Consider the following 25,268-nt stretch of genomic DNA (forward strand, 5'->3'; position numbering starts at 1 on the left):
ATGCCTTGGCGTATTTGCGCCCAGATTTTTTCGAGCTTGCTCGAAAACTTCCTTTGAAAAATCTGTGGCATCCGCCGGAGGTATTTAACTTTATTCAATAAAAGTTCGTTCCTCTCGACTTAAATATTAAGGTTTACTACATTTATCCACTCTTAATAAAGTTAAATATCCAATGTAAATAGTTATCCTCATCTTTTATCTGATAAAGGGGAAACTCGGTTTGAACGGGAATCCAAGCTATAACTGCAATGATGTTTGTTAATGAAGAAAGCAGCTCGATATCCTCTTCTTTCTTGATCAAGACAATTTTAGGATAATCAGCAGTTTTATAACCTTCAATTATTATCATATCATTTTCAAAAAATGCGTATAGCTGTATTAGCTTCTCGAGCGTCCATTCAGAAGTCCTCGCTTCAAGCTGTAAACTCCCACCACCCTCTACAATCGTTGCCGACGCTCCAGCTTTAAAGTGGCGGGAAGAATCTTTTTCTTGATGAAGACTTTCTAAGCTACTATGATGCCCATGATGTTTAATGGTAGCGATTTGGTACCCAAAATCCGTTCCTTTTTTTACGATTTTTTCAACTAAAGTTGTTTTCCCGCTGTTTTGATACCCGACGATTTGCAAAAGTGGAAACCTTATTTCCAAGGCCATATACTTCCTTCTTGGTCCTCGAGGTACAACACATCTACTTCGTCACCTTTTGCAAAACCACGCGTTCCACCGGGTAAAACCATAAATGCATTTGCTCCTGCTAGTGAGGTTACGACATTTGATTTATCAAGACCACTTGGAGCCACTACAAGTTTTCCTTCTGAAAAACTGAGTTTACTTCTTACAAATCTTGTAAATGGATTTGGTTTTGGAAAGTCAGCATTGAGCTCTGCTTTCATTTTTAAAAGATGTGGACAATTAGAAAATAATCTTGTCCGCACTACCGGTCTAACTAATAATTCAAAGCCAACATAACAAGCTGATGGATTTCCAGATAATCCAAACAATAACTTACCATTTAGTTGGGCAACTGTGGTGACACTTCCCGGTCTCATCGCAATTTTATTAAATAAGACTTCTGCACCTAATTTTTCGTAAATGGCAGGAAGGTAATCATAATCCCCAACAGATACTCCACCTGTCGTGATTAAGAAATCAACATCATTAATTGCATTTTTGATTGCCTCAAAGCAAAGATCAAATTCATCTGGAAGTTTTCCGAAATACTTTGGCTCGGCACCCGCTCTTTCAATTTGTGCACTTATCATATAGGCATTGCTATTTCGTATTTTTCCAGGTACAAGTTCCTCATGAACATCAAGCAATTCTGTTCCAGTAGCATAAATACCGATGACAGGTTTCTTTGCCACTTCTACTCGATGGTAGCCAAAGGTAGCCAAAAGTGCTTTTACACCTGGATTAATAAAGACGCCTTTTTCCACTAAAACTGAGCCTTTTTTGGTATCTTCACCTTGAAACGATACATTATCGCCAGACCTAAATGGTCGCTTTATTGACATGTATTTCCTACCATCACGTTCATTTTCAGTTGTTAATTCAAGCATGACAACTGCATCACACTCTGCCGGCATCGCAGCACCTGTCATGATTCGTACTGCTTGAAAAGCTCCTACTTCTTTTATTGCAACAGACCCGGCTCCAATCTCTTCAATGACTTCAAATTCAACTGAATGATCCTGTCCCGCATTAACTGTATCAATTGCACGAACAGCAAAGCCATCATATGGTGACCGGTCAAAATGTGGGACATCGTGATCAGCAATTACGTCCTCCGCTAAAAATCTTCCATAACTAGCTTCAATTGGTACTACTTCTTTTTCCCCTGAACCTGCAAATTCCATTACCCGTGATACCGCTTCCGGAACAGGTATGGGTGTCCGTCTTTCAACCATATTATTTTTCACTCACTTTTTTATCTACTTTTTTCCTATTGTAGTATATTTAAGCAAAAACCACTACTTTCTTGCAGTGATATACATCACTCACATCCTATTTTATGACGTTTTTCTACAAATGTGTGATACGTATCACCTCATTCTCCCATTTTTAAAGCTATCCTAATAAGTAGTTACTTATTAGGAGGTAAAATCATGGAACAAACTTTTACAGAACAACATATTATTGGAGAAATTGTAACTGAGTTTCCGAAGGCTGGAGACCTTTTCAAAAAACTTCGAATTGATTTTTGCTGTGGCGGTAACCGCCCACTAATAGATGCCATTGAGGAAAGACATCTTTCCAAGGATGAGGTTTTATCAAAATTAAATACACTTTATCATGAGATGAAGGAATTAAATGAAAAAACTGTGGATTGGAAGGCCGCAAGTTATTCTGAATTAATTGACCATATCGTGAATAAACATCACCGTTATTTAAATGAAGAGCTGCCACAGCTTAGTCCATATGTAACTAAGGTGCTAAGAGTCCATGGAGGAAATCATCCACATCTTGCAAGAGTGCATTCACTATTTAATCAATTAAAGGTTGAGCTTGAACAGCATACAATTAAAGAGGAAGCAGAGTCATTTCCTCTCATCGCTAAATTTGAAACTGAACCAACAGCCGAAAATCACGAATTAGTGAAAAAACATGTGGCAGAATTAGAAGGCGATCATGACGAGGCTGGAAATATAATTAAAGAAATCCGTGACATTACAAATGACTTCCAACCACCAATTGGTGCATGTGGAACATACCGCCTAGTATACCAACGTCTTGAAGCACTGGAGGCAGACCTATTCCAGCACATTCATTTAGAAAATAATATCCTATTTCCAAGAGCAGCATCCGGGAACTAATTAATACAAAGGGGCATAAAAACCACGGTTTTCATTTGAAATCGTGGTTTTTATATGTTTATTTTAATGTTGGAACAGAAGGCGCCTCAGTTCTATTTGTTTTTAAACGAATGAATGGCTGTATATCTATCTTAGCGTTTTGAGCAAATGGATTCCCAATAAAAACTCGCCCCATAAATAGGATGCAGATTGCAAAGCCTAAGATAAACAGGGCTTTTCCAAGCTGTTGCTGGGAAGATACTAAATAATTATTACATAGTCTTGCAGGTGACACTAAATAAAGCCAGCTCATTACAAAAATCTTAGAAATAAGATTCGCCCAAATAAAGGATTTGCTAATTGGACCAAGTAGCTGCCAGCTATAGTACAAGAAAACCCCAACAAAGAATGGTAGACTTATATATTTTGCAACTTCCATGTAAGGTTCATTCAATGCAGCATCCATCGCCCGTGGTAACATCCAAAATCCTGTAACAGATAATATAATAATAATCCCTGCAATTCCATTTTCATTGAAATATAGAAAAAAGTTTCGCCATTTTCTCCGAAATCCTTTAGCTAGAAAATAACCACCGACTACTAACAATGGGTATTGTATGAACATCGTTCCAACCATGCTCTCTTCTAACAATGCTCTTACATACGGGAAAGAAACGAATAGAAGTAAAAGTATCCCTATAAATAAATCACGATTACGGTACATATTTTCACCTCTAAAATAAAAATGAATCTAAATATTCCACAACAGTTTGTGGTGTTTGGTAATCAAAAATATTTGTTAATTTTCCTTCTGGGTTGACCACATAAAATGCGGAATTATGCTCAAATCCGCCATATTCATTTGGTATGACGATTACTTCAAGTACATCTAACACATTCTGTAATTCCTGCTCATCCTGAATCGTCGCCATTTTCCAGTGTTCCCCATCTGCTCCAAAATGGTCTGAATAGGATTTTAAAACAGTTGGAGTATCGTTCTCAGGATCAAAGCTTATACTTACTAGTACAACTTCTTTTCCCAGAACATCTTTTGGGATGTTTTCATAGATTTCAGCAAAATTTCGTTCCAAAACCGGACATACATCTCCGCAACTTGTATACATGAAGGTCAGAAGTGTGTATTTTCCCTCTAATTCCTGTAAGTGAAAGTTTTTCGAATTAGAGTCGATTAATGTAGCGGAAGGGAGCTTTGGCTGCTCCCTTTCTAAATCTATTATTCTTGCCTTCTCTGCTGTAAAAGCACGAAAACCGTCTGTACCTATCCACAGCAAAGTAACACCCGCTACAAGTGCAAATATTATTCCAATACTTTTACGCCACATGTTGATCAGGTCCTATTTTTTCCTGAAACTTATAATCAATTGATCTTGAGAAATTCCAAAATCGGATGACAAATGTCAAGACAGCAAGGCAGATAAAGATACCAAAGATTACTCCCATACGGTCATATGGAATCCATTCAGGAAAGTGCTCTGCCCATCTTCTTGGTGCTCCGACTTTTCCAGAGAAAAGGAACGACCCACATAATCCAATGAAGAACATTGTGTAAACCCAAAAACTAATCGTATCAAGAGAGGTTTCTTTTCCATTCACTTTTGCTAAGTAATACATAAATCCAAAAAGCATAGCTGTTGCACCTAATCCCATATACATGTGGAAATGCCCTGGTACCCATTTTGTGTTATGCATCACATGGTTTACAACAATCGTTGCATCAACAATTGCCGGTACGACACCAATTACCCATCCAAACATGGATAGAAACATAAATGATGAGGCAATGTCCCACTTAATACCTGAACGATACACAATCATTAGCGCGCCATAAGCTGTGACAACTAATACTGGTAATCCATTTGCATATGAAAGCACTTGTCCAATAATTATCATCCATTTTGGCATTGCAAAGTCCATTAACAAATGGTGAGAATAAATCGTAATCGTAAATAGTGTTGAAAAGTTCCATGCAATCAGGAATGGGCGATTAGCTTTCCATGGACGATTAGTATAGGCTGCTAATATCTCATAAACTGCAATAACCCCCATGTAAATAATAGAGTTCGCAAAGATGTGACCAAAAGCATATGTTAGATTTTTTGCAAGCATTGGATCAATTGTGATCGATGGAATAAATAGATTTATAAGGTTCATAATTAGTATTGTTGCTCCCGCAATTAATGCAGTGGTGTTTACAATTGCAACCATTGTACTAGCCACTACAGTCGCTGGAGGACCATAGCCTTTTTCCTTTCCAAATACAATTGACCACCCTAAACCTCCGCCTAAGCTTCCATATTGTTTAATAATCGCTCTAGCAACATCTAAATTTAGTAATAAAAATCCTACACCAAGTATAAGCATACCGCCTAAATAAAGCACTGCTCCCCCTACTGCCCATCCACCAGCGGAGATAGTTGGTAGTGGATAAAGAAAAGTCCAAGCTCCCGCAAAGTCAAAAACAAAGATACCTACCAACACCATTACGACTCCGATGATGAAGGTGATGAAATTAGTAATCAGAATCGTTTTGCTTAATTGAACATATTTACTGAGGAAGTACCACATTACAGCAGCTGCAGCTAATGCAGCGGCGCCAATCATGCCTGTTCCGTGGACCGTCATTATCTCATAAAAAAATCCAGGGTCTACATCAATCATTTTTCCTTGTGCAAGAAGCATCAAGACTCCAAATACCATCATTGATAGAATAATAAGGCCACCTGTTAGTAGATACATAGCAATTGTTCTGTTTCGGAAAGTTTTTGTCCCTCCAATTGCAATATTAGTAGACATTGTTAACCCCCTCCTTAATTTGTTACGACAATTTCACCAATCATGAGATGGTGAGCAAGTCCACAGTATTCCATACATAAAATTTGATACGTACCAGGCTCCGAGAATGTGTAGAAAACAGTGTTCGTATAATCTGGCATTGCCTGGGTTTGTGCTAATAAATTCATATCTTTGTCATAAATACCAAAGCCATGGTTAACATCTGAGCTTGTGATATCGAATTCGATTGGAACGCCTACTTTGAATTCAGTTTGGCTCATATTCCAGCCAAATTGAACAGCTTCTACATCGACAATAACTGGATTTTCTTCCTGTCCGTAAACTGGTCTTTCAAATGGAAGATCTTGAAGTGTAAAATACGTTGCAGTTCCAAATACAACAAGTAAAACAATGAAATAAATAGTTCTAAAGCGGTACCATTTTTTCTGAATTGCCTCATACTCTTTTCTTTTATTAGTCTTTAGTACGATGGTAATAAAAATAACTGTAATTAAGGTCATTAAAATAATAGAAAGATACCAAGCGGCTGTTTGGTACAAAAGAACCCCCTCCTAAATTCTCTATTCAGGAAAATTCTCACATATTGTGCATCCTTAAATCTGTTAAGTTTGTCACAAAATGGGCTGAAAATGAAAAAAGACACATTCTTGTCAAGAATGCATCTTTTTTCGTTTTTTATTTAATTAAATAGGTTGATGCGGGCATTTTCTCAATTGTTAAAAATTGTTCATAATTGGGGATAATCCTTATATTACAGAGCTTCAGCTAGCATTATGACAATATGTGTGATTTATTATACACCTCATGAGTAACTAACATTATATTATTTTCTTAAAATCAAGTATAGCATTCCTGCTTAGGAAGGTGGTACCTATGAGTCAATTGACATTACAAAAATCAATCATTTCAAATGAATTAACAGAGCTTTTGAAATCAGCTAATCACGTCATGCAAATGGAAAAAGGAACCTATTTATTCCGGGAAGGTATGAAGGCATCTGAGCTGTACCTCATTCTTTCCGGCCGTGTAAGGGTGAGCAAAGGAACTTCTGATGGCAGTGAATTATCCCTTCGAATTTGTAGCCAAAATGAAATCGTTGGGGAGCTGACATTATTCACCGATCAGCCAAAGTATTTATTTGATTGTCTAATTTTAGAGGATTGCGAAATTGCTGTGATTCAAAAGGACGATTTAGAGAGAAAACTCTTTGAAAATACGAGCTTAGCATTTGAATTTATGAAATGGATGAGTGACCATTTTCGAAAAACACAAACAAAATTTAGAGATCTTGTTTTATTAGGTAAAAAAGGAGCTTTGTATTCAACCATGGTTCGAATGACCAATAGTTATGGTGTTCAAACAGATAATGGCATCCTTATAGACTTGCATTTAACAAATCAAGAGCTTGCTAATTTTTGTGCAACTACAAGAGAAAGTGTAAATCGGATGCTGCATGAATTGCGTGCTAAGGGGATAATCTCCGTTTACAAAGGCTATATTACGATTCACGACTTAGCATATATTAAAATGGAAATACAATGTGAGGATTGTCCAGCAAAGTATTGTAGTATTGAATAATACAGGCACATTACAAAGACCCACGGGAAACCCCATGGGTCTTAAATTTGTCTAGTTCCAGGCGCCATCGGCTCGAGGTCACAAGCCAATCGCTTCTGAAGGCAAAAAGCGCCTTCTGTCAGCGCTTTTCTTGTGCTTGTCGCCGATAAGCAGGCGCCTTGCACTTTTCTACTGTTATTTAAGTGTTTTTTCTTTTTTACGAAGGGCTTCTGGGATATATATACAGAATGGTTCACTCTCCATGTAATCTCCTGTCATCGCATATGCACGAGAACGTGATCCACCACATACATGTCGGAATTCACATACTCCACATTTTCCTTTATATTTGTCCGGATTACGCAAATCCTTGAATATTGGTGATTCACGATAAATTTCAGCTAATGGAGTCTCACGTACATTTCCTGCTTTAACAGGTAGCAACCCACTTGGATACACATCTCCAATATGAGAAATAAAGACAAATCCGTTACCATCGTTTACACCTTGTGGTGCCCTTCCTAGTCCATCAATTTGACCAGTTTTCCCCTTCATAAGTGCATCTTCGTAGCGAATTTGTTTATCAATATCCTTTGTTTCACGCAGTTTGGATTGGATGACGACTCGACGATAATGCTGTGCTGCTGTTGTTTTAATATCGAATTTTACATGTTTACTTAAATCATATAACCAACGGAAAACTTTTTCATGTTCAACAGGGGAAATCATGTCCGTATCCTTACCACGACCTGTTGGTACAAGGAAAAAGACGCTCCATAATACACAATCAAGGTCCTCAACCAATTTTGCCATTTCATCTAAGGCATGAACATTATATCTCGATATTACTGTATTGATTTGCACTGGAATTTCAAGTTCATGTAAATATTTGATAGCTCTCATCGTTAAATCGAATGAACCTTTTGTACCTCGGAAATGGTCATGAATTTCTGCATTTGGTCCATCTAAACTAAAAGCCCAACGCGCCAAGCCAACTTCCTTAGCCTTTTCAATAGCTTCTTTTGTAACATTAGGTGTTGCACTTGGTGTCATTGAAACACGTACACCTTTTTTAATCGCATAATCAGCAATATCATAAACGTCAGGACGCATTAATGGATCCCCGCCAGTAAACACGAGCATTGGATTATTCATCTCATATATTTGGTCGATTAGCCTTTTCCCTTCTTCAAAGGAAAGTTCTCGAGGGTCTCTCGTATATTGTGCTTCTGCACGGCAATGTAAACATTTTAATTGGCAAGCTCTTGTAAGCTCCCAAATCACAATAAATGGGTCTTTGTTATAATCTCTTTCAAACATGAGGCAAACCTCCTTTGTTAATGTCCACATTTTAACACTATAAATAAGTGAATTATGTGAGGTACATCACAGATTAGGGAGGTGTTTGAAATTGTTCACAAATTAAGAAAAGCGCAAGCACCTCGATCAGACCCGACAAGCATAAGAAAAGCCGGCGAGAAGGATGCCTTTTATCCTTCTTGACGGATTGGCTTATGACCTCGAGGGGCTAGGTGCTGGAGCTAGACACAAAGCAAAATGAAAAGTGAATTGAAGGAATATGTTTTGAAGAATTTTCAAATGTAATTGAGTGTTAACACTACAGCTACAAGTAGGTTTGGAGCTCCCAAGAGGAAAAATAAATAGGAATATCGGATTCTTTTTTTTCGGTCTCGTTTGCTTTCGGTGTAATAATTCGCTCTTGCCCTGTCACCACTAATAAAGGTATCTGATACGATTCCTGCAAGCAAGAAACAAATAATCCCAAGTGTCCCAGAAATAACCGAATATGTTTCAAATTGATGAGTAGACAAACCAATGATTAATAGAATTCCAGAGGTTAATATACCTAAAATCAAGCCTACCCTCAAACACAATCCCTCCTTTTCAAAATGTCTGGTATTAATATTTTATCGTACTTTTCAGAAAATTATGAGTATATAGAGTGTTTTTTACTACAGAAGCCAATTGACTGATTTAAGGAACAAAGACTAAGAACGCCACGTCTGAGTGGCAACGTCTTTGTGACTCACACCGTGTGGGCTTCAATCTGGCTCCGGTTTTATTTTTTCATATTCAGTTTGGTTGTTAATGTTTTCGAATTCTAAGCCTTGTAACTGAAGATCTTGGTTAGTTACGAATTTGACGTGGCAAGAGTCCAACAATTGGCTCATTTTAAAATGTTGATTCATTAGCAATTGTTCTATTTTCTTTGCAACTCTTTTATGGTAAACAGCGATTAAGGGCTGCTGTCTACCTTTGATAATCGGTACGACAGCATCGACCATATCTTCATTTGTAAAAGTGAGTAGCTGTTTAACAAGTTCGTCAGTTACGAAAGGAGTGTCACAAGGTAAGACAACATACCAATCTGAAACTTGTTTTTGCATGGCTGAAAATATGCCTGCAAGCGGTCCATTTCCTTTAAATTCGGGTAAATCCTCAATAACTTCCACTGATGTTTGGTTTCGAAATTGCTCTACTAATGCGGGATGACTCACAATAAGAAGTTTGCCCACATTCCCTTCCAATGCCTCGATTGCATATTCATAAAAGTACTTCTGATGAAGTTCGGCAAACGCTTTAGGGCTTCCAAATCTCCTTGATTCTCCACCAGCCAGAAGAACACCTGCGATTTTTGATTTATACATTATGAAACTTCCTTTTACTTTTTCTTCATAGTAGCACGATTGGAATGGTCTTCCAAACGAAACTTTTTCATCCATAAAAAAGGTGTAGGCAAAGCCGTTAAATGACTTTGCCTACACCTTGAGAGATATCGGAATTTGTGATTAGTTTTTATTTTTTACCGATTGCAACGCGCCAAATTTCTGGACCTTCTTCAAGGTATTCCCAAGTGAATTCTTCACCGCGTTCCATCATGAATTGGTATTGGAGTGGTCGTGGATCATGGTCATTTGTTAGCTCCATGATTTCACCTGACTGTAAACCATCAAACGTTCTAAAAATAGTAGGGTGCTTTTCCCTCGGTGCGTAATCTGGTGCATTTACTTTCGCTGCAAATACCATATTATCATTCCTCCTTTTGTTTTATGGGTCCATTGTATCGAGTCTCTTCCGTTATTGTAGTGAAACTTATCACTATGTACGTATGTTTTTTATCATATGCCTATACAAATATGCGATAATTAGAGTAACATTTAAAATCCCACGTAAAAGTCTTGTTATACCTCATGATTGTGGAGTTTAAAAGGGTAATCGGGGTGAAAAGATGAAGGAATTTGTAGATACATGTAAAGAATGTGAGAAAGAAATTTATTGTTTGGTTGGATTTATTAATGGTGTTGTATTAGATGATAAAAAAGGAATACTTTGCTTTGATTGTGCGGAAAAAAAGCAAGTTGACTAACTTTATTCACCCCTTGACTGAATAAAGTTACAGCCTCCGGCGGATGCCACGATTTTTCAAAGGAAATTTTTCGATCAGTAAGATTAAAGACTAAGTACTCCACTTCCTGTGGGCCTAAAAATCGGGCACAAATACGCCAAGGTGCATTTGATTCTAGGAGAATTTCTCCTAGTTTTTTTTGTCTATTTTTTGAACATTGATTTTGTTTCTCACTACCTATGATGAAAATCACAGTTTAAAAAACAAGGATTGCTACACTTAATGTGGATGCCTAATTGTAATTAATTTGAACAAGGAGTGAGAACAATGGCTCTACCATCCATTCGTGAACAATTGAGAGGAGTTCCCTTGTTTCGAGAAACAACCCCGGAAGAACTAGATCCAATTGTTGAAATTTCACAGTCACGATTATATAAACAAAAAATGTTCATCTTTATGCAAGACGATCCACTAGATCGTGTTTTTTTCATTCAATCTGGAAAAGTAAAAATTTATAAATCTGACATGCATGGAAAGGAACAGATTGTGTCCGTACTCGAAGCAGGAGAAATGTTTCCACATGCTGGATTTTTCCGAAAAGGTGGGTATCCTGCACATGCTGAAGTAATCGAGGATTCAAATATTATCTACACACCCATTGATCGATTTGAAGAAATATTACTAAAGAATCCTGAGCTTTGTATCAAAATTTTTAAAGTTTTAGGCGAAAAAATCATCGACCTTCAAAAACGACTGGAGGAACAAATCCTATTAAATACGCAAGAACAAATTATTATGCTTTTACTTCGTTTATGCAGAAGTAATGGAGAAAAGATCGGCAATCGCTTTAAGCTAACAACTCAATTCACAAATCGTGAGCTTGCCAACATGATTGGTACAACACGTGAATCTGTAAGTCGGACGATTTCAGTATTGAAAAAGAAACAAATTGTAGACATGACTCCCGATGGGTATTACCTATTGGATCATATGAAGCTCCATGATGAGATTTTCTAGGCCAACAGGAAGTGGTGTTCTTAGTCCTTGATCTTGCTTAAATATTTTGGTGTTTGTGATTCACGTCACAACGTTTCTCATTGAAAATGATTATCATTAGATTATAAACGTTATATAAGGGGGAAATCAAAAATGGATTCAAAAGTAGTAGAAGTGGATGTTAGGGAAGACCTTAAAAATAAAATCGAGCCTTTTCAAAAGATTATGGAGGCGGTTAAACCTTTACAGGATGGAGATATCTTCATTTTACACGCACCTTTTAAACCGACTCCTTTATTTCCAATATTAAAAGCTAAAGGATTTACAAATGAAGCGGAGCAAATTGAGAAAAAACATTGGAAGGTCACCTTTACTAAACGAGGTGACAACTAATGAAATTAGATAATCGAGGTCTTGAGCCCCCCACACCAATGATGAGGACTTTGAAAGCTCTCGAAAATTTAAATAAGGGCGACACTTTAACTATTATCAATGATCGCCGACCAATGTTTTTGTATGAACAGCTAGATGAACTAGGTTACAAACATACAACGGAACCACATTCTGATGGCGGTTTTCAAATTGAGATTACGAAATAAGGAAGTGCTTGCTAATGATGCCTCAATTATCAAATGAAACAGATATAAGGCTGCCGCTCTCCTTTATTATCTTTAGTGTTATTGCCTTAGTCGCGTCCCAAGTGATCCTGTTATTCAATGGACATATGGTGATTGACGGGAATTTTCGAACCTTTCCCCTCCTATCATCTGCCCACTTATTGATACTAGGATGGGCCTTAATGGTTGCGATGGGTGCGATGTACCAGCTTGTGCCAGTCGCCTTTTTAACTCCTATTTGGAGTGAAAGATTTGGGTTTGTACAATTTTGGGTAACTGCAATTGGTTTTGGTGGTTTTGGAATCACCCTTTCCTTCTCACCTACTTTGTCCATTTTTACAGGTTCACTTGCTGTGATTGGGATTTTGCTGTTTCTCGTCCAAATGTTTATGACGATGAAAAAGCAAGCGAAGAAGAATATTCTAACTGTATTTGTTGGTAGTGCGCTCATTTGCTTACTGCTTACAATAACACTTGGAATTCTTTTGATCATCAATCTTGGAGCTGGAATAAGGAATTTAGATCACCTTGCTGTTTTGAAAAGTCATATTTTACTTGGGGTTGCTGGATGGTTTACATTCTTAATTTTCGGTTTTTCCTATAAAATGGTCCCAATGTTTTCTTTAGCACATGGCTTTTCAATGAAGCCCGCAAGATGGGTCTATATTTTGTATGGAACTGGCCTTATTGTGACAATTAGCAGCTTTTTAACCGAGAAAAACCTATTCTTACAGGCTGGTATGAGCATACTGTTCGCAGGCTTCGCTCTTTTTTCTTACCACATATCAACGATCATCAAGGTGAGATTAAAGAAAAAGCTTGATAAACAATTTATATTTTCATTAATTGCAATTGGTTTTGGATTAGTGATTCACTTTTTCGGAATGATTCTTTCATTCTTACCAGGATATTACGAAATTTATGGTGTCCTTATTTTTCTTTATCTCTTTTTGTGGATTGCCAGCAGTATTCTTGGCTATTTATATAAAATTATTCCTTTTCTTTGGTGGACACACAGATACAGCAAGCTTATTGGAAAAAGCGATGTTCCTACATTAAAGCAAATGATTGATGAAAAAATAGCAATTCCGATTTTTTCTGGTTTTATTGCAGGTTGCCTTATCGTCGTTGTATCCATTGAGACCGGACAATTGCTTATCTTTTCGATTGGCCAAAGCTTAGCTGTCGCTTCAGCTGTTTTTTTCAGCTACAGCATTATGAAGGTACTATATAAATAGAGGGGAGAAAGACGATGGAATTAAGAGAGAAAATCCTCGAACAATTAAAACAAGTGATTGACCCTGAATTAAATATTAATGTAGTCGATTTAGGACTCATATATGAAATTGATATAAAAGAAAATAATAATGTGTATATCGAAATGACACTAACTACACCTGGCTGTCCGCTTCATGATAGTATTACAAGCGGTGTGAAGCATTCAGTCGCATATCTTGAAGAGGTTAATGATGTCGAGGTTTTAATGGTTTGGCACCCTGCATGGTCCCCAGAGCGCATGTCAGAAGCTGCAATGAAACAATTACGTGGTTAAGTCATCGCATTTCACTTTCTTAGGATGTTTCGTTATACTTAAAATAAGCTATTTCTCGAAAGGAGAGTTTTCAAATGGATGAAGCTTTAAAGGAAAATATGATGGGTGCTCTTGAACAGGTTGTTGACCCTGAACTAGGGATTGATATTGTAAACTTAGGACTTGTTTATGATGTGGATATGAATGACGCAGACGTAGCACAAGTTACAATGACTTTAACATCGATGGGCTGCCCACTTGCTGGAACAATTGCAATGGATGTAAAACGTGCTTTAACAGAATTACCAGAAGTCAAGGATGTAGATGTGAATATCGTTTGGAACCCGCCTTGGAACAAAGATATGATGAGTCGTTACGCAAAAATTGCATTAGGTATTAGATGATTTGAAAAAAACGTGTCGATTAAAACTCCGACACGTTTTTCTTTTCTATAGATGTTTTTTAAACCATTCGACCGATGCGAGTAGACCATCTCTTGTTACTTTATGATCAGCACGTGTATCTGCAATAAAGGATAGATTCTCCTCTTTCCCTTTATACAGCGGTTTAATTTCTTGATAAAATTCAAACGTGTATTTGAATGGTACCATTTTGTCTTTTTCACCATGCCAGAAAAACAATGGTCTTCCGTTTACTTTTTCTGGTTGTAAGCTTAAATCATATTTCCTTAATTCTGCATATTTTTCTTCTAATTCAGTCTCTGAGAAAGGAAGTTCGATGTCATGTCGTTTCAGTTCCTCAATTTGTCCACGGCAGAATTCCTCATAATGTGGGCTTCCCATTAGACTTACCCCAGTCTTAATCCATGGATATTGCGTCAACGCACCAAGCGTAACAATTCCTCCCATCGAAGTTCCCGCTACCCCAATTCTTGTTTCATCAACTAAGCCTTCTCCGACTAGTTCATCCTTGATACCTTGAAGCTCTTTGATTTCATTGATGACAATATCCCAGAACTTAAAATCCATCTCAAGCCCTTCAAGATCCTCATCTCTTTCGCCATGATAGTCTGCTTCAGGTAATACAACACGAAAGCCTTCCTCTGCGTAAAGATATGCATAATGTAAATTATGTTCTTTCGCACTACCAAAGCCGTGAACAAATATGATTAACGGAGCTTTTTCATCTTTCAACAGATTTTTTACAATATGTAATGTCGGAATATCTGCAATCTTCTTCTTTTCAACAATAACCATTCTTTTTGTACTCCTTCTTTTAAAACTTTTAGACATCCTTTAGTGTATCATTAATTAGGAGTTTAGCTAAAAGTTTGGCTTTTCAATTGACGATTTTTTTATTATCTGTTTTAGTAGAAGAAAGAGAGCAGAGGAGATTGTTATGACAAAACAACATTTAATTGCACTTGACTTAGATGGTACTTTACTTAAAGATGATAAAACCATATCAAAAAGAACAAAAGAGACTATCAAAAAGGCAAAAATGGACGGCCATATGGTTATGATTGCGACAGGAAGACCTTTCCGTTCTAGTTCAATGTACTATCAAGAACTCGGGCTTACAACGCCGATTGTTAATTTCAATGGAGCTTTTGTCCATCACCCTCTTGATCAAGGCTGGGGTGTCTATCACGACACACTTGATTTAAAAACAGTAAAAGAAATTGTTGAGGTTGCCGATAGCTTCCGGGTGAAAAATATTTTAGCTGAAGTAATTGATGACGTGTATTTTCATTATCACGATGAAACGATGTTAGATATTTTCGGTATGGGGAAACCGAATATTGAAACAGGTGATTTACGAGAAATATTAAAGCATGATCCAACTTCACTGCTGATTCATCCTGATGAAGAAATTGCAGATCCAATCCGAAAGTATCTTTCTGAAATGCATGCTGAAGTAGTTGATCACCGAAAATGGGCTGCACCTTGGCATGTCATTGAAATTGTTAAATCAGGATTAAATAAAGCGGTTGGTATTCAAAAGGTTGCCAACTATTATCAGATTCCAAAAGACAGAATTATTGCCTTTGGTGATGAAGATAATGACTTAGAAATGATTGAATATGCTGGGCACGGGATTGCTATGGGAAATGGGATTGATGAGTTAAAAAATATTGCAAGCCATGTGACAATGACAAACGAAGAAGACGGAGTTGCTCTTTATTTAGAGGACGTATTAAAATTGAAAATAAATAATTGAGAACCGGCGGAAAAGTCGGTTCTTTTTTCTGTTGAGGTTGAATTATATCCTAACTATTAACTATTATTTGTCCCCTATCCTAAAACATTCAGAAATAATTACCTTATATAATCCTCTCCAAACTTCAAACAATATGATTAGTGCTATAAAAAAGCACTTCTTTTAAAGCTGTTAAGGGGGAATTTACGGATGGGTAGTAATAAATCAAAACGATTTGTTCATCAAGGTGCAGATGCTGTTCAACAACATTCTCAGCGCTTTCCTTACCGTTCAACTCTAGCTGAAGCAGAAGAAAAGAAAAAGCAAAATGTCGAAAACTCGTCACTTGGAGGAATATAATATGGGAAACCTTTTATTCCAAAAGGCTCGTGAAACTGTAGAAGTTGCGAAGTTATCAAGTGCGGGTCAAAGTGATGCATCCTTACAGAATGCGATTTCGGTTGCAAAAAATGCACTTTCTTCTGCCTATGCTAACTCTACAACAGCCGAAAAAGAACAACTCCGCGAATTACAAAATGAATTAGACCAACTTCAATAAACCTTGGGCTAATTCAAAAAAAAATGGGGTCAGACGTCACGTCTGACCCTTCCCCTTTACTGGAACTGTTGAAGTTTTGCGTGATATAGGTTTGTAATAGAACCATCCTTTGCACTTCTCTCATATAAGTGAAGTATCAATGCTCCATTTGAAGGAATTTTATCTTTCGGAATCGAAATATTGATTTCAAACGGTGCCCATGCTGGTGCACCTTCAGATGCCATTTGGACCGTTTCAGGAACCACATAGTCATGTCCATCCTCAACTGCATAGAAGAATGTCGCTTCAAACACTCGCACTTCTCCATTTACTGTATATTCTCCATTTTCTCCAAGTACTTGAACATTGCGGAAAGCTGTATTCCCTTCCTCAGGGATTGTAAAACTTTTTTCGGCCTGCAATGCATTGTTTTCGATTTTTTGTCCATTTACTTCTGAAGCAGTAAGGAAAATATTTGCTTTATATTCTCCAGGAGCAAGTCTTGTTCCATCGTTAGATGTATAATTCCATGGTTCTGTCCAGACCTTCTCTTCACCTGGATTTAGCTCCATCTCTTCAATGGATTGAATAAACATTTTATCGATAGAATAGCGGTAAACTTCCTTTCCATTTGCATCAGTCACAACAATTTCATATTTTTGACCACCTGGAATCGTCACTTTTACCGAATTGTTGCTCGTGTTTTTTAATGAAATAGTAAAGGTTGCTTCATTTTCCCCTGTTTTAATTGATAGGTTTGTTTGAAGTTTTTCAACCATGTTCTCATCACCTCCAGGTTCTTCACCCTCCTGTTCTGGTGGTGTTTCTGTATCTACTTTATCACCGCCCCCTGAATTCACTGGAAGAGCATCTTCAGTTGTAGTTGTACCACATCCTGACAAGATAAATAAACTCATTACGAATACTAAGGCTACTAGAAGCCATTTTCTCATGTTTGTCACCCCTTTATAATATTTGTCGAAGGATCTTTAAAAAAGTTACTACTCTTTACGAAATAATCCATATACGCCGACTGTTTGTACAATATTTGTAAAGGCATGAGGGTCTACTTCCTTAATAATACGCTCTAAGTCATATAATTCATATCTTGTTAAAACGATCATAAGCATATCCTTTGGTTCGCTCGAAAATGCACCTTTTGCAGGAATCATCGTAATTCCTCTTACTAACTCAGATTGGATCGCACTTTTCAATTCGTCTGCTTTTTTCGTCACAATCATCGCCGAAACCTTTACATGACTTGTGTGGACCGTATCAATAACCCTTGTTAAAACATATAAAGCGACAAGTGTGTACAAGGCCTTTTCCCAGCCAAATAATAACCCTGCAGTAAGAATGATGAGCCCATTTAGTGTAAATATATAGGTACCAATTGGCTTATCTTTTGACCTTGATAATACGAGTGCAATAATATCCAGGCCGCCTGTTGAGGCACCCCACTTCAACGTTAAGCCGATTCCAATTGCTTGAATGACAGCGCCAAATACAGCATTAAGTAAAATATCGTCTGAAATTCGTTCTAGTGGAATAATCGATAAGAACAACGAGGTTAGTACAACAGAAACAAAGCTATACAGGGTAAATGCCTTTCCTACCTTTTTCCATCCTAAAATCGCAACTGGTATGTTTAATAGTAGTAAAATTAAACCTGTTGAAATGTGGAATGGCGTGTAATCACCTAAAATTCTAAACAATAGCTGCGATACACCTGTAAAACCTGAAGAATAAACATCAGCTGGAATTAAAAATAGATTTAAGGCAGCCGCATTTAGCAATGCACCAAAGGTAACAATTATTACTTTTTTCACTTCTCTATAAACCATTCAATTAATCCTCCTGGAACAACATTCTTGAATCACAATGGCAAAATAGTTGTCATACAAAATTTTCCCACACTTGTTGTAATTTTATCCAATACTCGCTACACTTACAGTATGCATGTTTGTTATCAAACTTGACCACGAAAAAAGAAGGTGAGACTTTTGACCGTTAGAATTCTTACTGATAGCGGTAGTGACCTACCACTTCAATTTTTTAACGAAAACAATGTAACATTATTCTCCTTAGGAGTTCATCTAGATGGGCAAGATTATGAGGATATTGCGACGATTGAGCCTGAAAAAGTATTTGAAGCGATGCGAAATGGAAGTGCTCCAAAAACATCCCAAGTTCCGCCACACCGTTTTAAAGAGGTTTTTACTGAAATTGCAAAAGAAAAGCAATCTGCAGTGTACATTGCCTTTTCATCACAATTATCGGGAACCTACCAAACAGCCGTAATGATGAGTGAAGAAGTAAAAGAAGAATACCCAGATCTTGATTTAACGATTATTGATACAAAATGTGCGTCACTCGGACAAGGCCTTGTAGTAAAAGCAGCTGCAGAATCAGCTGCCAAAGGGGCTTCAAAGGAAGATGTCGTAAGCCTTGCAAACTTTTATAGCACTCATATGGAGCATCTTTTCACCGTTGATGAGCTTGAATATTTAGCTCGTGGGGGACGAATTAGTAAAGCATCTGCCTTTGTTGGAGGATTATTAAACATTAAGCCTCTATTAAATGTAGAAGATGGAAAGCTAATCCCACTTGAAAAAATTCGGGGAAAAAAGAAAGTGTATAAACGAATTGTTGAGCTTATGGAAGAACGCGGCATAGATTTATCAAATCAGACAATTGGTATTAGCCACGGCGATGTGGAAAATGAAGTACTTGAATTACAAAAGTTATTTGAAGAAAAATTCGGATGTAAATCTTTTTATTCCAATGTAATTGGTGCTGCAATTGGTTCACATGCAGGACCAGGAACTATTGCGATATTCTTTTTAAACGAAATGCCGAACAGCTAATTTTACATAGTTTGAAAAACGACTGGATATCCTAATTATCAAATACGCCAAGGCGTATTTGCGCCCGATTTTTTTCGAGCATGCTCGAAAACTTTCCTTTAAAAAATCGTGGCATCCGCCGGAGGCTTAACTTTATTCAATCGTGGTTTGATTCCGACTGAATGGATAAGTTTTATTGCATTCATCTCGTAGGGAGTAGGAGATAACCCTGAATAAAGTTACACGGATTGAAGGGAGTGTTATTTATGCCAAATACTAGTGATAATGATAAAAAAGCTAAAGATAACAATGCACTACGCCATGAAAAAAATATGATGAGAGAAAAAAGTCGCCAAGCAGGCAAACATCAATATTCAAAGAAAACAGATCATCGATAAAACGAAACGCATCGGTCATTTACAACCGATGCGTTTTTAGTTACTACTCTTTTTTGAAATAGGTCCAGCCATCTTCTTGATATACTTTTCCTTCTTTCATTAGCTTCCCAAGTGCACGTTTAAAGGCTGCTTTACTCAATTCAAACTTAGCTGAAATGTCATCTGGAGAGCTTTTATCACAATATGGCATTGCGCCTCCACGACTTTCCATATACTGATAAATTTTATTAGCATCATCTCCCATGATTTCATGGCCTCTGCCTAAGAGAGAAATATTTACAGTTCCATCTTCCTTAACATCAATAATTCGACCTTGAACCTTTTCTCCAACTCTTGGTTCTCTTGTCCGTTGACTCTCGTGAATAAAGCCTAGGAACCCTTCCTCTGAAATCATAAAGGAGCCGACCATTAATAGTCGATACACGGTTCCTGTTATATTTTTATTAAAATCTTTTCTAGAAGCCGGATTTGAGATCGAACGAATGACATCTTCAGTTGCTAGTTTTCCAAATAATCTACCGTTTTTGTCTGTTCGTAGAGTTACATACAATTTGTCACCCGGCTCTGGCCAGAGGTCCCAAACTTCATGCAAATCGTCCTTTGAAACAAGAATATCTTTGTTAATCCCAATATTGACGAAGGCCCCTAGCTCATGTTTGATTTCGACTACTTCTGCCCAATCATAGGAACCGATTTGAACAGTCGGTATTTTCATCGAAGCAGCTAGCCTCCCCTGATGGTCTTGAAAAAGAAAAACAGTTACATCTTCATCAGGATCAAACCCATCGATAATTTCATTTGTATGAAGCAAAACATCTTCTTCTCCGTTTGTTAGAAAATAGCCAAACGGGGCATCTCTATCTACACGTAATGTGACAACCGTACCTGGTTCTAATGCATTCATTTATTAAAGCCCTCTTTCTTATGTTACTTATTATATCTTTACATAGTATAGACGTTTAAGACCCCAATTTACTAGTATAGTTTTGGAAAAAGTTGTCCAAATTGCTAACTTTGTCTATAATCAAGGGAAATATACTTTTTTTTGGAGGTTAGCCATGGCAAAGGATAGCTCATTCGATATTGTGTCAAAGGTGGATTTGCCTGAAGTAACAAATGCAATTAGTATAGCAAAAAAAGAGATTCAAACTAGGTATGATTTCAAAGGAAGTAAAAGTGACATCACACTTGATAAAGAAGAACTTGTTTTAGTATCTGACGATGAGTACAAGCTTGAGCAATTGAAGGATGTCCTTATCAGTAAAATGATTAAGCGTGGGGTTGCAACTCGTAATATTGATTATGGGAAAATTGAAAATGCATCTGGTGGAACTGTTCGTCAACGTGCAAAACTCATTCAAGGCATTGACAAGGAAAACGCGAAGAAAATTAATGCGATTATTAAAAACAGTGGTCTTAAGGTGAAAAGTCAGGTTCAGGACGATCAAGTCCGTGTGACCGCTAAAAGCAGAGATGATCTTCAACAAATTATCAATGCCATTCGTGCAGCAGATTTACCGATTGATGTACAATTTATTAATTATCGTTAAGAAGTATGCAGCGGAGTAAAACCCCGCTGCATTTTTCTATTCAAAGATATAACTAAGCACTTCTAATGCTTGATCAACTGTTTCGACCGTAACGTTTGCTTTATTCGATAATTCCTTTAACGGATGAATGAGTGAGGTTGGTCTCACGATAATTGTAGGTTTATTCATCGTAATCGCTGTACTGGCATCCATTGCCGTGTTCCATTGCTTGTATTTTTCACCGAATAATGCGATAACAACATCTGATTTTTGTATCAATACCTGTGTTCTGAAATTATTAATGTCCGATGCTGCATCATCTTTATACTTGTTTCCAGGTTGTTCCCCTAAAATTTGTTCTCCTATATTATCGGACTTATCATGGTTGGTTTGTGGACCTACAAAGGTCAACGGGAGATTTTTTGCCTCTGCCTTCTCCTGAATTTCTTCTCGCCAATTGTCATGAATTTGTCCAGCTAAATACACTATTAATTCCACAATACCCCTCCTAATGCCTTTTACATTATCCTATCATATGTCAATGCTTATTTTACAAATTTATACATGATAATTTCATCTTCATAGTGGGAATCACTAAATTTTACGAACTTAACTTTTCTACCTTCTTCTAGAAAGTCAAATTTTTCATATAAGTGAATTGCCCTTTTATTATGAGAGAATACTTCAAGACAAACTTTTTCAAGTCCCGGCTCTTTCTGTGCCCACTCGAGAAAATATTCCATTAGTTTGCTTCCGATCCCGTGATTGCAGTATGCTTCTTGAATGCTTATACCAAAGTACCCTAAGTGAGAGAGTCGTTTCCTTTTCGAGGTTTGGAAATTTAAATTACCAACGATTTTACCATCCATATCTGCTACCATGATTAAATTACCCGGCTTTGCTTGGTCCTCTAACCATTTTTCCTCTTCCTCAACGGTTGTCGTAAATTCCTCAGGTGCAGTAAGCAAGTATGTAGACTCGGAAAGTACTATTTTTGTATGTTCAATTAACTGTGTAGCATCGTTTTTAGTAGCAGGTCTTATTTTTATTTTCATAGGAACCTCCATCTCTTATTTATTATCTTTATCTATTTCTTTATAAGAGGTAAATTTCCTTTTAAAAAAATAAAAAGAGACCTCTCAGCATTGAAAAGTCTCTAATTCATAAAATATTGTTACGATTGTATTGCCGGTGTACTTAAGAAAACCGTAAGTCCTCCCACTATCGCTAAAACCACACCAACCGGGCTATATGACGATAAATAAACACCTAATGGAAAAACCAATGCCCCAAGTACAAATAATACCTTCGCGATCTTCACAACTTCACCTCTTCTACCTCAATACTGACTCCTTCACTCTGTCAACCATCCAACGATTTCGAATCCTTTTCCCCCAACCTTCTTCATTTTCTTTTAAGGTCTGGACTCTCCAGTACATTGGGGGATGCGGCATAAATTGAAATTCGATAAACCTCCATATTAACGAGTCCCGCTCAATCGATGACTTTTCCTTCTCTTTCTCGTCTTTAAGAACCGTACTATATGAAAGTGATTTATTAATCGCTTCGTCCTGTTTCTGTGATAAGACGATTAAACTGTTTGACATCTGTAAACTCCCTCCATTAAGAAGGGATGCCCCCAGATGGTCAGCTCGAACCTCCATCCATTGTGAATAAAATGATTGAAAAACAGAGTAAAATATCGTTAAGAAAAACACTGATAAAAAGATTGAGACCTTATGATCTTCAATATTTGTTATATTTTCTTGAATTAATAGGACAAACAAAATAAGAATCATAAGATAACCTAATCTCCATAGTTGTCCCCATAGTACATCTCGCTTTTTCACATGGATTGCCTCATGAGCAAGGATTCCTTCTATTGCTTCAGTTGGTAACTTTAAAGTAGCGGTTGTTAAGGTAACCATTGATTTGCCGATATTCATACCTGTCGCAAGGCCATTATACTCCGTACTCTCCGTTTCATACACACGAACATTCGGTACACCGGCCTTTTCAAAAACCCGTTGAGATAGCTGAATTAATTGTGGATTTTTCGTTTCCTTTGCATCCATTGCTACTTTTAAGACTCTGTCAGATATATAAAGATTGAAACCCCAGTAGGCCAATCCGACAGTAACCAAAATCCATGGTGCCACGTCAAAGTAAAAGAGAATTAGGAGTAAACCCGTATAGGCAGATACACCTTTTACCGTTGATGCGAAATAGAGCTTTCCGATCAATCGCTTGATATTCTTCCGGTGCCAAATCGGTAGAACCTGTGATATGTCAATCTCTTTATCCTCGACCATCACCATTTCCTCAAACGTTCTTTTCCATTTTTCAGGTTCACGAATCGTTATATAAATCGTCTCACCTGGTACAGAAATCCTTAATACCTTCTGAAAACTTGTTGTAAAATCCGCGTTTGACGAAAACATCGTTAATAATGGATGAAGCTTCAACAGGTCTACATTTGTTTCAAGTTTCACTTCCTCCAAATCTACGATAGGAATTTTACGAGACTCAAAGCGAGATAAGATATATAATTGTTTGTCATCTTTGTCATAAAATACTTTTACAGTTGCATAAATACCGATTCGCTTTATTACTTCTGTTACTGTGCTCACAAGTCCAAAGACAATAATATATCTTAAAAGACTAAACTCTGGACCAAAATTGTAGAAGAGGATTGCACCAATTACAACAAATCCGGTTATTAATATATCAGATGTAATCCGTTTCAAATCACGTCCTAAAGAGATTTTTTCTACTTTACTCTGACGTAATTCCTTTTGGAGTTCAATTCGTTTCTCATAACCGGTAGTCAAAGAGATCGAAAGAAAATATCCACTTGAAATAAATGCAATATAGATGAATCCATCCATAAACGAAAATTGATAAAACACTAGTCCAATTGCAAGTAGGGCTAGGATGATTTCAATCGCAGTTCCAAATTTTTTATTTACCTTCTCGAAAATCAAACCTATTAATTGGATCCCGGACCCTACTAAAATATACAATAAGATTATTTCCCAGCTTGGTAGCAAAGCTTACACCTACATTTCATTATTTAGCACCATGTCTTTTGTCATTTCGAGTACATCTTCTATTTTAATGTCTGGGTTTTGAATAATGATTGTATAGCGTAGGCCATTCTCATCCCAGCTTAGAGCATTAATAAAATCATCATATTCCGCATTCTGACCATGCACTTGCCATTCTCCAGGCTTAATTTCCGTTCCTGCGTCTTCTGGAGTCGGAAAAATTGAAACTAATACAGAAGGAACACCTTTATTTAGATAATAAACAGTAATCTCTGGACGATTGATTACACCCTGTATATTCACAATTTCAACATTCTCGACTGTAATATCTTCTCCGCTGAAAACTAGGAATGGCTGGTCTAATGCAGTTTGAGCATCTTCTAGTGACCCAAAGTTTGGCTCAAGCTCAGACTCAATCGGGGTAATGGTTACATTTTCCGGTATATCTAAAGTGAAGGTATCTTCCTTAAAATCTGGTGAAAAATCGAGCAACTTGTATTCGAATTCAGATTTCATTTCTCCAACTACAGAGATAGATTTCACTACAAACCATGTCTTTTGGTCGATCCAAAATTCAACTTCTCCAAATAAATTAGAGGCTGTATTCGGCGTTGCTTTAATATGGTAAACATTTAAATCCAATATTTTCTCTTCACCGACAATTTCATATTCATGTGTTTTTTTAATCGCTTCTAGCATTGTCATGAGCTGTTCTTTAGGTGAGGCTTGCATACTCTCTTCCGTTAGACCGATACTAAATGCCGTTTCACTTCCTTTCTCATAGGAAATTACCTGTTTTCCATCATTTAACGCATAAGATTCAAGACCACTTGTAAGGCCGGTTGTGATGATTTTTCGTTTACCGTCCTCTGCTGCGTACTCCTTAAAACTTGCATCTTCAGTGACTTCTCCATTCGTCGTAAGTTTTATGATACCCTCCCCATAATATGAAAGCTTACTTTCCTTTGCTGATAAGACTTTTGTTACAATTTCTTCAGACGACATAGCCATATCCCCCTTACATCCCGATAAAATCCCCATTATTAAAAAAGCAATTAGCAAAACTAGTTTTTTC

34 protein-coding genes are annotated in these 25,268 nt (G+C 37.1%); 15 read left to right on the forward strand and 19 right to left on the reverse strand.

Annotated features, from left to right (window positions below; all coding sequences use genetic code 11):
• Positions 1–142: 142 nt before the first annotated feature.
• Both mobB and V7097_RS04900 read right to left on the reverse strand, forming a co-directional pair.
• Entirely contained in the window at positions 143–655 is a 513-nt protein-coding gene (gene mobB, locus V7097_RS04895) for a molybdopterin-guanine dinucleotide biosynthesis protein B (RefSeq protein WP_335702481.1), read from the reverse strand.
• A complete protein-coding gene (locus tag V7097_RS04900) occupies positions 640–1,908 on the reverse strand; it encodes a molybdopterin molybdotransferase MoeA (RefSeq protein WP_335702482.1) in 1,269 nt (422 codons plus the stop codon). The genes mobB and V7097_RS04900 overlap by 16 nt, the downstream gene beginning before the upstream one ends.
• A gap of 198 nt (positions 1,909–2,106) precedes the next feature.
• Between V7097_RS04900 and ric the strand changes: the two genes are divergently transcribed.
• Positions 2,107–2,814: an iron-sulfur cluster repair di-iron protein gene (gene ric / locus V7097_RS04905; RefSeq protein ID WP_335702483.1), complete on the forward strand. Its 708-nt coding sequence runs from the start codon at positions 2,107–2,109 to the stop codon at positions 2,812–2,814.
• A gap of 58 nt (positions 2,815–2,872) precedes the next feature.
• On the opposite strand, the gene V7097_RS04910 is transcribed toward ric, so the two are convergent.
• The 4 genes from V7097_RS04910 to V7097_RS04925 are packed head-to-tail and all read right to left on the reverse strand — an operon-like array spanning position 2,873 to position 6,146.
• Positions 2,873–3,517 (reverse strand): hypothetical protein, encoded by a 645-nt coding sequence (locus V7097_RS04910; RefSeq protein ID WP_335702484.1) that lies wholly within the window; start codon positions 3,515–3,517, stop codon positions 2,873–2,875.
• A gap of 10 nt (positions 3,518–3,527) precedes the next feature.
• The gene (locus tag V7097_RS04915; RefSeq protein WP_335702485.1) at positions 3,528–4,136 is read right to left on the reverse strand and encodes an SCO family protein; all 609 of its coding nucleotides are present in this window, start codon (positions 4,134–4,136) and stop codon (positions 3,528–3,530) included.
• Entirely contained in the window at positions 4,126–5,607 is a 1,482-nt protein-coding gene (locus V7097_RS04920) for a cbb3-type cytochrome c oxidase subunit I (protein WP_335702486.1), read from the reverse strand. The genes V7097_RS04915 and V7097_RS04920 overlap by 11 nt, the downstream gene beginning before the upstream one ends.
• A gap of 14 nt (positions 5,608–5,621) precedes the next feature.
• Positions 5,622–6,146 carry a cytochrome C oxidase subunit II gene (locus V7097_RS04925; RefSeq protein WP_335702487.1) on the reverse strand — a complete coding sequence of 175 codons (525 nt, stop codon included), beginning with the start codon at positions 6,144–6,146 and terminating at the stop codon, positions 5,622–5,624.
• Positions 6,147–6,480: 334 nt separating this feature from the next.
• Between V7097_RS04925 and V7097_RS04930 the strand changes: the two genes are divergently transcribed.
• A complete protein-coding gene (locus V7097_RS04930; protein ID WP_335702488.1) occupies positions 6,481–7,185 on the forward strand; it encodes a Crp/Fnr family transcriptional regulator in 705 nt (234 codons plus the stop codon).
• A 174-nt stretch (positions 7,186–7,359) separates the two neighbouring features.
• Here the strand turns inward: V7097_RS04930 and V7097_RS04935 are convergent, their stop codons facing one another.
• From V7097_RS04935 to V7097_RS04950, 4 genes are all read right to left on the reverse strand, one after another.
• Positions 7,360–8,484, reverse strand: coding sequence for a TIGR04053 family radical SAM/SPASM domain-containing protein (locus V7097_RS04935; RefSeq protein ID WP_335702489.1), 1,125 nt, complete (start codon positions 8,482–8,484; stop codon positions 7,360–7,362).
• Between the two features lie 275 nt (positions 8,485–8,759).
• On the reverse strand, positions 8,760–9,053 hold the full coding sequence (locus V7097_RS04940; RefSeq protein ID WP_335702490.1) for a DUF5316 domain-containing protein: 294 nt from the start codon (positions 9,051–9,053) through the stop codon (positions 8,760–8,762).
• Positions 9,054–9,227: 174 nt separating this feature from the next.
• Positions 9,228–9,833: a molybdenum cofactor guanylyltransferase gene (locus V7097_RS04945; RefSeq protein ID WP_335702491.1), complete on the reverse strand. Its 606-nt coding sequence runs from the start codon at positions 9,831–9,833 to the stop codon at positions 9,228–9,230.
• Between the two features lie 148 nt (positions 9,834–9,981).
• Positions 9,982–10,212 carry a DUF2249 domain-containing protein gene (locus V7097_RS04950; protein ID WP_335702492.1) on the reverse strand — a complete coding sequence of 77 codons (231 nt, stop codon included), beginning with the start codon at positions 10,210–10,212 and terminating at the stop codon, positions 9,982–9,984.
• A 202-nt stretch (positions 10,213–10,414) separates the two neighbouring features.
• Between V7097_RS04950 and V7097_RS04955 the strand changes: the two genes are divergently transcribed.
• From V7097_RS04955 to V7097_RS04985, 7 genes are all read left to right on the forward strand, one after another.
• Positions 10,415–10,552: a hypothetical protein gene (locus tag V7097_RS04955; protein WP_335702493.1), complete on the forward strand. Its 138-nt coding sequence runs from the start codon at positions 10,415–10,417 to the stop codon at positions 10,550–10,552.
• A gap of 306 nt (positions 10,553–10,858) precedes the next feature.
• Positions 10,859–11,548, forward strand: a complete 690-nt coding sequence (locus tag V7097_RS04960; protein WP_335702494.1) for a Crp/Fnr family transcriptional regulator — start codon at positions 10,859–10,861, stop codon at positions 11,546–11,548.
• 132 nt (positions 11,549–11,680) lie between these two features.
• A complete protein-coding gene (locus V7097_RS04965; protein WP_335702495.1) occupies positions 11,681–11,920 on the forward strand; it encodes a DUF2249 domain-containing protein in 240 nt (79 codons plus the stop codon).
• The gene (locus V7097_RS04970; protein ID WP_335702496.1) at positions 11,920–12,126 is read left to right on the forward strand and encodes a DUF2249 domain-containing protein; all 207 of its coding nucleotides are present in this window, start codon (positions 11,920–11,922) and stop codon (positions 12,124–12,126) included. Before V7097_RS04965 ends, V7097_RS04970 begins: the two co-directional genes overlap by 1 nt.
• Before the next feature lie 14 nt (positions 12,127–12,140).
• Positions 12,141–13,382 carry a hypothetical protein gene (locus V7097_RS04975; protein WP_335702497.1) on the forward strand — a complete coding sequence of 414 codons (1,242 nt, stop codon included), beginning with the start codon at positions 12,141–12,143 and terminating at the stop codon, positions 13,380–13,382.
• Positions 13,383–13,396: 14 nt separating this feature from the next.
• Entirely contained in the window at positions 13,397–13,696 is a 300-nt protein-coding gene (locus V7097_RS04980) for a metal-sulfur cluster assembly factor (protein ID WP_335702498.1), read from the forward strand.
• A gap of 74 nt (positions 13,697–13,770) precedes the next feature.
• Entirely contained in the window at positions 13,771–14,079 is a 309-nt protein-coding gene (locus V7097_RS04985; protein WP_335702499.1) for a metal-sulfur cluster assembly factor, read from the forward strand.
• Positions 14,080–14,124: 45 nt separating this feature from the next.
• Here the strand turns inward: V7097_RS04985 and V7097_RS04990 are convergent, their stop codons facing one another.
• The gene (locus V7097_RS04990; protein ID WP_335702500.1) at positions 14,125–14,892 is read right to left on the reverse strand and encodes a prolyl oligopeptidase family serine peptidase; all 768 of its coding nucleotides are present in this window, start codon (positions 14,890–14,892) and stop codon (positions 14,125–14,127) included.
• Positions 14,893–15,034: 142 nt separating this feature from the next.
• Here V7097_RS04990 and V7097_RS04995 point away from each other — a divergent pair, with 142 nt between their 5' ends.
• The 3 genes from V7097_RS04995 (at position 15,035) to V7097_RS05005 (ending at position 16,394) form a co-directional block, all read left to right on the forward strand.
• Positions 15,035–15,856 carry a Cof-type HAD-IIB family hydrolase gene (locus V7097_RS04995; protein WP_335702501.1) on the forward strand — a complete coding sequence of 274 codons (822 nt, stop codon included), beginning with the start codon at positions 15,035–15,037 and terminating at the stop codon, positions 15,854–15,856.
• A gap of 189 nt (positions 15,857–16,045) precedes the next feature.
• Positions 16,046–16,195 (forward strand): competence protein, encoded by a 150-nt coding sequence (locus V7097_RS05000; RefSeq protein WP_335702502.1) that lies wholly within the window; start codon positions 16,046–16,048, stop codon positions 16,193–16,195.
• A 1-nt stretch (position 16,196) separates the two neighbouring features.
• Positions 16,197–16,394 carry a DUF3813 domain-containing protein gene (locus tag V7097_RS05005; protein WP_335702503.1) on the forward strand — a complete coding sequence of 66 codons (198 nt, stop codon included), beginning with the start codon at positions 16,197–16,199 and terminating at the stop codon, positions 16,392–16,394.
• 56 nt (positions 16,395–16,450) lie between these two features.
• On the opposite strand, the gene V7097_RS05010 is transcribed toward V7097_RS05005, so the two are convergent.
• Positions 16,451–17,326, reverse strand: a complete 876-nt coding sequence (locus tag V7097_RS05010) for a BsuPI-related putative proteinase inhibitor (protein ID WP_335702504.1) — start codon at positions 17,324–17,326, stop codon at positions 16,451–16,453.
• A 48-nt stretch (positions 17,327–17,374) separates the two neighbouring features.
• Positions 17,375–18,217, reverse strand: a complete 843-nt coding sequence (locus V7097_RS05015) for a YitT family protein (protein ID WP_335702505.1) — start codon at positions 18,215–18,217, stop codon at positions 17,375–17,377.
• Positions 18,218–18,376: 159 nt separating this feature from the next.
• On the opposite strand from V7097_RS05015, the gene V7097_RS05020 reads away from it, so the two are divergent.
• Both V7097_RS05020 and V7097_RS05025 read left to right on the forward strand, forming a co-directional pair.
• Positions 18,377–19,240: a DegV family protein gene (locus V7097_RS05020; protein WP_335702506.1), complete on the forward strand. Its 864-nt coding sequence runs from the start codon at positions 18,377–18,379 to the stop codon at positions 19,238–19,240.
• 245 nt (positions 19,241–19,485) lie between these two features.
• A complete protein-coding gene (locus tag V7097_RS05025; protein ID WP_335702507.1) occupies positions 19,486–19,617 on the forward strand; it encodes a DUF3941 domain-containing protein in 132 nt (43 codons plus the stop codon).
• Between the two features lie 43 nt (positions 19,618–19,660).
• On the opposite strand, the gene V7097_RS05030 is transcribed toward V7097_RS05025, so the two are convergent.
• Entirely contained in the window at positions 19,661–20,521 is an 861-nt protein-coding gene (locus V7097_RS05030; protein ID WP_335702508.1) for a CvfB family protein, read from the reverse strand.
• Between the two features lie 154 nt (positions 20,522–20,675).
• On the opposite strand from V7097_RS05030, the gene V7097_RS05035 reads away from it, so the two are divergent.
• Entirely contained in the window at positions 20,676–21,167 is a 492-nt protein-coding gene (locus V7097_RS05035) for a YajQ family cyclic di-GMP-binding protein (protein WP_335702509.1), read from the forward strand.
• A 36-nt stretch (positions 21,168–21,203) separates the two neighbouring features.
• Here V7097_RS05035 and V7097_RS05040 read toward each other — a convergent pair whose 3' ends face one another.
• The 5 genes from V7097_RS05040 to V7097_RS05060 form a co-directional block, all read right to left on the reverse strand.
• Positions 21,204–21,644, reverse strand: a complete 441-nt coding sequence (locus V7097_RS05040) for a YtoQ family protein (RefSeq protein WP_335702510.1) — start codon at positions 21,642–21,644, stop codon at positions 21,204–21,206.
• A 47-nt stretch (positions 21,645–21,691) separates the two neighbouring features.
• On the reverse strand, positions 21,692–22,201 hold the full coding sequence (locus V7097_RS05045; protein ID WP_335702511.1) for a GNAT family N-acetyltransferase: 510 nt from the start codon (positions 22,199–22,201) through the stop codon (positions 21,692–21,694).
• Between the two features lie 119 nt (positions 22,202–22,320).
• Positions 22,321–22,467 (reverse strand): hypothetical protein, encoded by a 147-nt coding sequence (locus tag V7097_RS05050; RefSeq protein ID WP_335702512.1) that lies wholly within the window; start codon positions 22,465–22,467, stop codon positions 22,321–22,323.
• A gap of 13 nt (positions 22,468–22,480) precedes the next feature.
• Entirely contained in the window at positions 22,481–24,196 is a 1,716-nt protein-coding gene (locus tag V7097_RS05055) for a M56 family metallopeptidase (protein WP_335702513.1), read from the reverse strand.
• 9 nt (positions 24,197–24,205) lie between these two features.
• Entirely contained in the window at positions 24,206–25,198 is a 993-nt protein-coding gene (locus tag V7097_RS05060) for a LolA family protein (protein WP_335702514.1), read from the reverse strand.
• Between the last annotated feature and the right edge of the window lie 70 nt (positions 25,199–25,268).

Origin of the sequence: Bacillus sp. JJ1562, assembly GCF_036962705.1 — a bacterium.
In the GTDB taxonomy this organism is placed as follows: Bacteria; Bacillota; Bacilli; order Bacillales; family Bacillaceae_L; genus Ferdinandcohnia.

What these genes read in the sequence shown, in the direction of transcription:
- V7097_RS05030 (WP_335702508.1), bottom strand. Translation starts at nt 20,521, where the DNA reads ATGAATGCATTAGAACCAGGTACGGTTGTCACATTACGTGTAGATAGA.
- V7097_RS04990 (WP_335702500.1), bottom strand. Translation starts at nt 14,892, where the DNA reads ATGGTTATTGTTGAAAAGAAGAAGATTGCAGATATTCCGACATTACAT.
- V7097_RS04935 (WP_335702489.1), bottom strand. Translation starts at nt 8,484, where the DNA reads ATGTTTGAAAGAGATTATAACAAAGACCCATTTATTGTGATTTGGGAG.
- V7097_RS05045 (WP_335702511.1), bottom strand. Translation starts at nt 22,201, where the DNA reads ATGAAAATAAAAATAAGACCTGCTACTAAAAACGATGCTACACAGTTA.
- V7097_RS04915 (WP_335702485.1), bottom strand. Translation starts at nt 4,136, where the DNA reads ATGTGGCGTAAAAGTATTGGAATAATATTTGCACTTGTAGCGGGTGTT.
- V7097_RS04955 (WP_335702493.1), top strand. Translation starts at nt 10,415, where the DNA reads ATGAAGGAATTTGTAGATACATGTAAAGAATGTGAGAAAGAAATTTAT.
- V7097_RS04975 (WP_335702497.1), top strand. Translation starts at nt 12,141, where the DNA reads ATGATGCCTCAATTATCAAATGAAACAGATATAAGGCTGCCGCTCTCC.
- V7097_RS04985 (WP_335702499.1), top strand. Translation starts at nt 13,771, where the DNA reads ATGGATGAAGCTTTAAAGGAAAATATGATGGGTGCTCTTGAACAGGTT.
- V7097_RS04965 (WP_335702495.1), top strand. Translation starts at nt 11,681, where the DNA reads ATGGATTCAAAAGTAGTAGAAGTGGATGTTAGGGAAGACCTTAAAAAT.
- V7097_RS05015 (WP_335702505.1), bottom strand. Translation starts at nt 18,217, where the DNA reads ATGGTTTATAGAGAAGTGAAAAAAGTAATAATTGTTACCTTTGGTGCA.
- V7097_RS04910 (WP_335702484.1), bottom strand. Translation starts at nt 3,517, where the DNA reads ATGTACCGTAATCGTGATTTATTTATAGGGATACTTTTACTTCTATTC.
- mobB (WP_335702481.1), bottom strand. Translation starts at nt 655, where the DNA reads ATGGCCTTGGAAATAAGGTTTCCACTTTTGCAAATCGTCGGGTATCAA.
- V7097_RS04980 (WP_335702498.1), top strand. Translation starts at nt 13,397, where the DNA reads ATGGAATTAAGAGAGAAAATCCTCGAACAATTAAAACAAGTGATTGAC.
- V7097_RS05060 (WP_335702514.1), bottom strand. Translation starts at nt 25,198, where the DNA reads ATGTCGTCTGAAGAAATTGTAACAAAAGTCTTATCAGCAAAGGAAAGT.
- V7097_RS04930 (WP_335702488.1), top strand. Translation starts at nt 6,481, where the DNA reads ATGAGTCAATTGACATTACAAAAATCAATCATTTCAAATGAATTAACA.
- V7097_RS05035 (WP_335702509.1), top strand. Translation starts at nt 20,676, where the DNA reads ATGGCAAAGGATAGCTCATTCGATATTGTGTCAAAGGTGGATTTGCCT.
- V7097_RS05000 (WP_335702502.1), top strand. Translation starts at nt 16,046, where the DNA reads ATGGGTAGTAATAAATCAAAACGATTTGTTCATCAAGGTGCAGATGCT.
- V7097_RS05005 (WP_335702503.1), top strand. Translation starts at nt 16,197, where the DNA reads ATGGGAAACCTTTTATTCCAAAAGGCTCGTGAAACTGTAGAAGTTGCG.
- V7097_RS04995 (WP_335702501.1), top strand. Translation starts at nt 15,035, where the DNA reads ATGACAAAACAACATTTAATTGCACTTGACTTAGATGGTACTTTACTT.
- V7097_RS04945 (WP_335702491.1), bottom strand. Translation starts at nt 9,833, where the DNA reads ATGTATAAATCAAAAATCGCAGGTGTTCTTCTGGCTGGTGGAGAATCA.
- V7097_RS04950 (WP_335702492.1), bottom strand. Translation starts at nt 10,212, where the DNA reads ATGGTATTTGCAGCGAAAGTAAATGCACCAGATTACGCACCGAGGGAA.
- V7097_RS04970 (WP_335702496.1), top strand. Translation starts at nt 11,920, where the DNA reads ATGAAATTAGATAATCGAGGTCTTGAGCCCCCCACACCAATGATGAGG.
- ric (WP_335702483.1), top strand. Translation starts at nt 2,107, where the DNA reads ATGGAACAAACTTTTACAGAACAACATATTATTGGAGAAATTGTAACT.
- V7097_RS04960 (WP_335702494.1), top strand. Translation starts at nt 10,859, where the DNA reads ATGGCTCTACCATCCATTCGTGAACAATTGAGAGGAGTTCCCTTGTTT.
- V7097_RS04920 (WP_335702486.1), bottom strand. Translation starts at nt 5,607, where the DNA reads ATGTCTACTAATATTGCAATTGGAGGGACAAAAACTTTCCGAAACAGA.
- V7097_RS05010 (WP_335702504.1), bottom strand. Translation starts at nt 17,326, where the DNA reads ATGAGAAAATGGCTTCTAGTAGCCTTAGTATTCGTAATGAGTTTATTT.
- V7097_RS04900 (WP_335702482.1), bottom strand. Translation starts at nt 1,908, where the DNA reads ATGGTTGAAAGACGGACACCCATACCTGTTCCGGAAGCGGTATCACGG.
- V7097_RS05025 (WP_335702507.1), top strand. Translation starts at nt 19,486, where the DNA reads ATGCCAAATACTAGTGATAATGATAAAAAAGCTAAAGATAACAATGCA.